Source organism: Bradyrhizobium sp. (genome assembly GCF_030654605.1).
GTDB lineage: Bacteria > Pseudomonadota > Alphaproteobacteria > Rhizobiales > Xanthobacteraceae > Bradyrhizobium.
Genome location: NZ_JAURXB010000135.1, coordinates 1 through 6,167, shown reverse-complemented (window position 1 = coordinate 6,167; position 6,167 = coordinate 1). Strand labels below are relative to the sequence as shown.

General features: G+C 63.5%; 7 protein-coding genes and 1 pseudogene. 2 read left to right on the top strand and 6 right to left on the bottom strand.

Annotation, left to right across the window (positions count from 1 at the left end; all coding sequences use genetic code 11):
- Positions 1-187: 187 nt before the first annotated feature.
- The 6 genes from Q7U29_RS13490 to Q7U29_RS13465 all read right to left on the bottom strand — a co-directional run bounded on the left by Q7U29_RS13490 (position 188) and on the right by Q7U29_RS13465 (position 4,139).
- A complete protein-coding gene (locus tag Q7U29_RS13490) occupies positions 188-592 on the bottom strand; it encodes an OsmC family protein (protein ID WP_304742173.1) in 405 nt (134 codons plus the stop codon).
- A gap of 10 nt (positions 593-602) precedes the next feature.
- A complete protein-coding gene (locus Q7U29_RS13485) occupies positions 603-839 on the bottom strand; it encodes a thioredoxin family protein (RefSeq protein ID WP_304742171.1) in 237 nt (78 codons plus the stop codon).
- A 17-nt stretch (positions 840-856) separates the two neighbouring features.
- Positions 857-1,918 (bottom strand): permease, encoded by a 1,062-nt coding sequence (locus Q7U29_RS13480; protein ID WP_304742169.1) that lies wholly within the window; start codon positions 1,916-1,918, stop codon positions 857-859.
- The gene (locus tag Q7U29_RS13475; RefSeq protein WP_304742166.1) at positions 1,915-2,208 is read right to left on the bottom strand and encodes a helix-turn-helix transcriptional regulator; all 294 of its coding nucleotides are present in this window, start codon (positions 2,206-2,208) and stop codon (positions 1,915-1,917) included. Before Q7U29_RS13475 ends, Q7U29_RS13480 begins: the two co-directional genes overlap by 4 nt.
- A 163-nt stretch (positions 2,209-2,371) precedes the next feature.
- Complete coding sequence (locus Q7U29_RS13470) at positions 2,372-3,562, bottom strand: hypothetical protein (protein WP_304742165.1); 1,191 nt, start codon at positions 3,560-3,562, stop codon at positions 2,372-2,374.
- Positions 3,563-3,788: 226 nt separating this feature from the next.
- A complete protein-coding gene (locus Q7U29_RS13465) occupies positions 3,789-4,139 on the bottom strand; it encodes a carboxymuconolactone decarboxylase family protein (protein ID WP_304742163.1) in 351 nt (116 codons plus the stop codon).
- A 403-nt stretch (positions 4,140-4,542) separates the two neighbouring features.
- Here Q7U29_RS13465 and Q7U29_RS13460 point away from each other — a divergent pair, with 403 nt between their 5' ends.
- Together Q7U29_RS13460 and Q7U29_RS13455 are read left to right on the top strand one after the other, a co-directional pair.
- Positions 4,543-5,529 carry a Tim44-like domain-containing protein gene (locus tag Q7U29_RS13460; RefSeq protein ID WP_304742161.1) on the top strand — a complete coding sequence of 329 codons (987 nt, stop codon included), beginning with the start codon at positions 4,543-4,545 and terminating at the stop codon, positions 5,527-5,529.
- Between the two features lie 180 nt (positions 5,530-5,709).
- Positions 5,710-6,167 (top strand): annotated as a pseudogene (locus tag Q7U29_RS13455) (lectin); the annotation flags it as partial.

Below are 6,167 nucleotides of genomic sequence, written 5' to 3'. Positions count from 1 at the left end.
CAATCCCAACCTCAAGATCATCTTCGTCTCGGGTTATGCGGAAGAGGCGTTCGACAAGAGCCTGCCGGAAAACGAGCAGTTTGCCTTCCTCGCAAAGCCGTTCGCGCTCAGCGCGCTGGTCGCCAAGGTCAAGGAGACCATGGCGCCGTCGTGAGGGCCGTCGCGTGTCCGGGCAGTCAGGAGGAAATCACGCCCGCCTCCGGATCACGCCCTCCAGCTTCGTTGCCGCAGCCACGGTATTCGAAATCGTGCCGTACTTGCGGACATTCGTATGCAGGAGCTCGAGGCGCTGATCGGTTTCGTCGGTATCGACGATGAGTTCGTAATCGACCGAAACCATCTTCGGCGGGCTGTCCTGCCGGATACCGTGCAGCTTCACCTCGACACCCCGCAGATCGAACTTGATCATCGGGGTTACCCGTTCAATCCCCTTGATCATGCAGGCGGCGATAGCGGCGAGGAACAGCTCCGCCGGATTGAAGGCGTCCGGCCGGCCGCCGATGTCGGTGTCGAGGATAATCTCGGCTTCCCTGGCAGAGGCGACGCTGCCATGCGAATCGATCCGCCTGGCGCCGACCCGGTATTCCAGCATCGGCTTCATCTCAGGCCGCGAGCCAGCGCGTGAGGTCGTCCGGTCTGGGCAGGCCGCCCGCATGCACCACCTTGCCGTTGATGACGATCCCCGGCGTGGATGCGATGCCGTAGCCGGCGATGGCCGCATAATCGGTTACCTTTTCAATGCTGACGGGAATGCCGAGCTTGTCGGCTTCGGCCTGAACCATTTCGACCGTCGCGGCGCAGCGTTTGCAGCCGGGACCGAGAACCTTGACTTGCTTCATGGATATTCTCCGTCAGTTCATGAGAACAGGGCGTTGAAGATGAATCCCACCGCCAGAATGCCGGTCCCGACGACGCCAACGAATACGGCGATGAGGCGGATCGTGAGGACCTTGCGAAGGATAATGATCTCCGGCAGCGACAGCGCGATCACCGACATCATGAACGCCAGCACGGTTCCGAGCGCCGCGCCCTTGGTGATGAGCGCCTCGACCACGGGGATGATGCCGGCGGCGTTCGAGTACATGGGAATGCCGATCAGCACCGCGGCGGGTACCGACCACCAGGCGTCGCGGCCCATGATCGAGGCCAGCAGGTCCGAAGGCACATAGCCGTGGATGAATGCGCCGACCGCAATACCCGCGATGATCCATGGCCAGACCTTGCCGACGATTTCCTTCACGGCGTCGATGCCGGCCTTGATGCGGTCGACGACCGAAAGTTCTTCCGGAGGAAGCTCGGCCGCGTCCGATCGAATGTTGCGAACCCATTCCTCCAGCCAGTGCTCGAGATGCAGCCGGCCGATGACCCAGCCGGAGACGATGGCGATGGCGAGGCCGAAGGCGAGATAGGTCAGCGCCACTTTCCAGCCGACCAGCGCGAACAGAAGTCCGAGCGCCACCTCGTTGACCATTGGCGCGGAAATCAGAAACGAGAACGTCACTCCAAGCGGCACGCCCGCGCTGACGAAACCGATGAACAATGGCACGGCGGAGCAGGAGCAAAACGGGGTGACGATGCCGAGCGACGCAGCCAGCACGTTGCCGACGCCTTCGCGCTTTCCCGCCAGCAGTGCCCTGGTCTTCTCCGGTGAGAAGAAGCTGCGCACGATGCCCATGCCGAACACGACCAAAGTGAGCAACATCAGAACCTTCGGCGTGTCGTAGGCAAAGAACTGGACGGCCTCGCCGAGATGGCTCTTGGGATCAATTCCCGTCGAAGCGACGACCCAGTCCGAGAACGGAACGAGCTGGCTGTAGACGACGCCCCAGATAATCAACGCAGCGACCGTCCATCCGATCCACTTGGCGGTCGAAGGGCCGGCGCCCGGCGCGCGTTCGGTGAGCGAACCGAGGCTCATGCGGCATGCCTTTCACGATTTGCCGGCAGCGCCAGCGCGGCGTCGATCAGCGCGACGACCGCTTGAGGAAGGTTCGGAGCACGGCGATAGCGTACCCATTGCGCGTCGCGCCGGTCGACCACGAGACCGGCCGTCTTGAGGGCCGCCATGTGGCGCGACATGCGGGACTGGCTGGCACCGAGATCCCGCATCAATTCGCAAACACAATGCTCCCGCCCATCCCACACCATTCGGAGGGCTTCGAGACGAACTGGCTCTGCGATGGCAGAAAGAATCGTGTTGGAATTCATGAGCTTACCAATTAATGCGCCTATGCGCATAAGCCTTTTAGCGGCAAGGGAATGAGGTGGGTTGATGCACGTCAATTCGCCGGCGCGGCTGCCGGGAACGCAACCCGGTCGCGCAGCAGCGTGCTTCCGCCATCAGAGACCGCGACCGGATGAGAACAAAGCTCTAGATGACGAAAACCGGCGCGAACCCGCCGCCCGGCGTCCGGAAATTCGTCGTCTGTCCCTGATACAGACGCGCCGCCGTGAGCAGCACTTCACCATTGTAGACGTATAGCCTGACGTCGGTCTTTCGGGACTCCGGAGAGCCGTCCAGCTTGACCATGCGCTCACTCGGCGCGGCAAAATCCTGGGCGACATATCCACCACGAATGATCTCCGCCCACACGCCCGTGGTGACTTTGTCCCCGCGATAGACGGCCTTGCTCCCGTAACCGCCCGCCGGCTTGAAGAACAACGACTTTCTGGCCCGCCACAGTTCCTGCGCATTGTCGGCAGTAACGAGAACCGTATGCGGTACGCCCACCAGGTCAGCGAGCATCGACGCCGACGCTCCCCAGCCGTGAAGCGCCGCGTGATCGGACAGCAGCGCCAGGTTGCGCTTGTCCGCGTGCAGCGCATGCACGCGCGGATTGGGTGTCACGACGACGGCGCCGGCGAGATAAGCCGCGCGGAGATCCCGGTGTTCGGGATCGGCAAAGGAAAAATCGACCAATCGATTGTAGACCAGATCGATCGGTTGACCCTCCGCGAGCAGTTGACCCCGCGCGTACCGGAGCTGATCGCCAGCCACAATCACGGCATCGATGCCATTCTTCTGGAAGAAGCGCTGAGCCAGCAGAAACTCCGGATAGAGATACTGTTCTGCCGGCCGGTCATCGACGATGGCGATCCGCCGCGGGATGCCCTGCCTCCCTTGGAGCTCCCATTCGTGCTGGAACATCCGCATGACAGCCGGCCCGAAATCGTCGGCCTCCGGTCGGCCCAGAGCGACCTCTACTTCCCTGCAGCAGGCTCGCTGGGCCTTGGCCAGCAGGGCGTTCAAAAAGGCGCCGCCTGCGTTGGTATTTACTTCGATCAGCCTGGGGCCTTCAGCGGCAAGGTGAAAGTCGTAACCCATGAATGCGCCAACCGGCCCAAAATCCTGTCGAGCGATCTCGGGAGCCCAGGACAACGCCGCATCGCGATACCCTGGCAATCGAGTGGCAGCCTCGACCGCATGCACGGTCCGAAGCATCTCCCCCACGCTGGCTTCCGACAGGAATACCGGCACGTTCGAGAACAGATGGGTCTTCGGCCCGATGAAGGTCCGGCAGAACTCGGGGTCGCCGACCTCCCGCTCGAGGGCTTGGCACAAGGCGCCCCGGTCCAGCGTAATGCAGAAGCACTCGCGGTTCAGAAACTCGGAGAAAGATCGAGTCTCGGACCTGACAGTCACAGGCGCCGGAGCGTCCATACGTTCAACCTCACCTTGCTCGCATGGCGGATAAAATAGACTCTATTCCACACACCGTCAACGATATTTCTAGAAATATAGAAATATCAAATAGCGCCACCGAGGCCAAACCGGCGATTATTTGCGGCTACGGCTTTGGGCCGGCAAATTGATCGTAGGCGCGTAACGCATCGGCTCCGTACACGGCCGCCGGCCCGCCTCCCATATAGACGGCGAGAGCTGCCGTCTCGGCGACCTCCTCCCGGCTCGCTCCGTGCTGATGAGCCATCTTCGTGTGATAGGCGACGCAACCGTCGCAGTGGACGGCGATGCCGATCGCGAGCGCCATCAGTTCTTTCGTTTTCGTGTCGATCGCTTTCGAGGCGGTCGCCGCGGTCGAAAGCGCGCCAAAGGCTTTCATCGTTTCGGGCGCAGCTTTTTGCAACAGTCCTACGCCGGCGATCACATCACGGGCGATCTCGGTAAAGTCTGTGGTCATGTCCAGTCCCTCGCTGCCTTCACAAAGATCAAGTCACGGCTTCCAGCGCCAGCGCGCACGAACTGCGGCGGTCCCACAGCGCTCGTCGATCGCTCCGGCTGCGACGACCAGTGGCCATGGCCGGCGCCTCGGAGAGTCTCCCTGGAGAGGGCGGATTCGAGTTGGTAGCAAAGCGCCCGGGATCAGCGGTTGCGATGGATCAAGCTAGAGAGGCCGACCTTCAGCGCTTCGTCGTCCCGCCCAACCTGCCGCTTTTCCGCTGAATTCGGGCAAAACCTGCCTAATTGACGCATCCCCGCGACCGAGGGCCGCAGCCATGCGTCCCTATGGCGGCTTCACTTTTGGGCAGCGCTGCCCATCTTAGCGGCTGCTTCCCCCTGCTGGGGATTTTGAGGAAAAAGACATGAAATTCACGCAGCGTACGCGCGGCATCGTCCAGGCCGTTGCCGTCGTCCTATCGTTGGCCGTTCCGGTGATGTTCGCGATCTCCGCGGCCGACGCCCGGCCGGGCGGTGGCGGCAGCTCGGGTTCCCGAGGTTCCAAGACCTTTTCCGCACCGCCGCCCACGGCCACCGCGCCGAACGCGGCGCAGCCGATGAACCGCACCATGACCCAGCCCGGCAGTCCCGGAATGGCCGGACCCGCAGCCGCCGGCGCGGCCGCCAAGGGCGGCTTCTTCAACAAGCCCGGCATGGGCATGCTCGGCGGCCTCGCCGCGGGCTTCCTCGGCGCCGGCCTGCTCGGCATGCTGTTCGGCGGCGGGATGTTCTCCGGCCTCGGCGGCTTGTCGTCGATCATCGGCCTCGTCCTGCAGATCGGCCTGATCATCATCGTGGTCAAGCTGGCGATGTCGTGGTGGCAGCGCCGTAACGCTCCTGCCGCGGCCTCGGCGTATGCCGGCCCGGCGCCCGGAGCCGCAGTCGGCCCCGGCGGACCGCTGAACTCGCTGCGAACCGGAACCGGCTTCGGCCTGGGTTCGGGCAGCGCGCCGCTTGAGATCCAGCCGGCCGACTACGAGGCCTTCGAGCGGTTGCTCGGCGATATCCAGACCGCATGGTCGAACGAGGACGTCGCCAAGCTGCACACGCTGGCGACCCCCGAAATGGTGATGTACTTCACCAAGGACCTCGAGGAGAACAAGGCCAAGAACGACATCAACAAGGTGTCCGACGTCAAGCTGCTGCAGGGCGACCTCGCGGAAGCCTGGCGCGAGGGCGAAACCGATTACGCCAGCGTGGCGATGCGGTTCTCGCTGGTCGACAAGACGCTGGAGCGCGGCACCAACCGTCTGGTTGCGGGCAGCGAGCAGCCGATCGAGGCGACCGAGGTTTGGACCTTCGTGCGGCCGCGCGGCAGCGACTGGGAGCTCTCGGCGATCCAGCAGACCTGATCGTCTGCCAACGGCTGATATCCAGGGCGCCGCGGTTGATTCCGCGGCGCCTTTTCTTTTGCGGCGTCGGTCGCTCTTTTCAATGTCGCGGAACCGGAATAACCATTGCCGCGTCGTGTTGATGTCAGACCAAGCCGGCGCTCAACCAGCCGGCGGATCAGATAACCATCGGAGGATCCCATGCCCGCTCTCGCCCGGATGATCTCGCGGCTGTGTTTCGGCCTGGCCGCCGCCTCGTTCGCCACGCTGGCGGCGCAGCCCGCTTTGGCGCAGGCGGCCGGCACCAGTTTCTTCGTCACGTCAGTGGGTATCGGCAATGGCGGCAACCTCGGCGGCCTCGCTGGCGCCGACAACTATTGCCAGCAGCTGGCACAGGCGGCGGGCGCCGGCGCCAATGCTTCAGGGGTCAAGGTTTGGCGCGCCTACCTTTCCACCCAGCCAGCTGACGGAAAGCCGGCCGAAAATGCCCGCGACCGCATTGGCAAGGGTCCCTGGCAGAATTCCAAGGGCGTCGTGATCGCCAGGGATGTCGCCGACCTGCACAGCGCCGCCAATAATCTCACCAAGGCGACCGCGCTGAGCGAGAAGGGCGACGTCATCAATGGCCGCGGCGACACGCCGAACCGGCACGACGTGCT

Bases quoted from the DNA above. Each gene is read 5' to 3' on its own strand.
- Q7U29_RS13490 (WP_304742173.1), bottom strand. From the start codon at position 592: ATGCTGGAATACCGGGTCGGCGCCAGGCGGATCGATTCGCATGGCAGC.
- Q7U29_RS13485 (WP_304742171.1), bottom strand. From the start codon at position 839: ATGAAGCAAGTCAAGGTTCTCGGTCCCGGCTGCAAACGCTGCGCCGCG.
- Q7U29_RS13480 (WP_304742169.1), bottom strand. From the start codon at position 1,918: ATGAGCCTCGGTTCGCTCACCGAACGCGCGCCGGGCGCCGGCCCTTCG.
- Q7U29_RS13475 (WP_304742166.1), bottom strand. From the start codon at position 2,208: ATGAATTCCAACACGATTCTTTCTGCCATCGCAGAGCCAGTTCGTCTC.
- Q7U29_RS13465 (WP_304742163.1), bottom strand. From the start codon at position 4,139: ATGACCACAGACTTTACCGAGATCGCCCGTGATGTGATCGCCGGCGTA.
- Q7U29_RS13460 (WP_304742161.1), top strand. From the start codon at position 4,543: ATGAAATTCACGCAGCGTACGCGCGGCATCGTCCAGGCCGTTGCCGTC.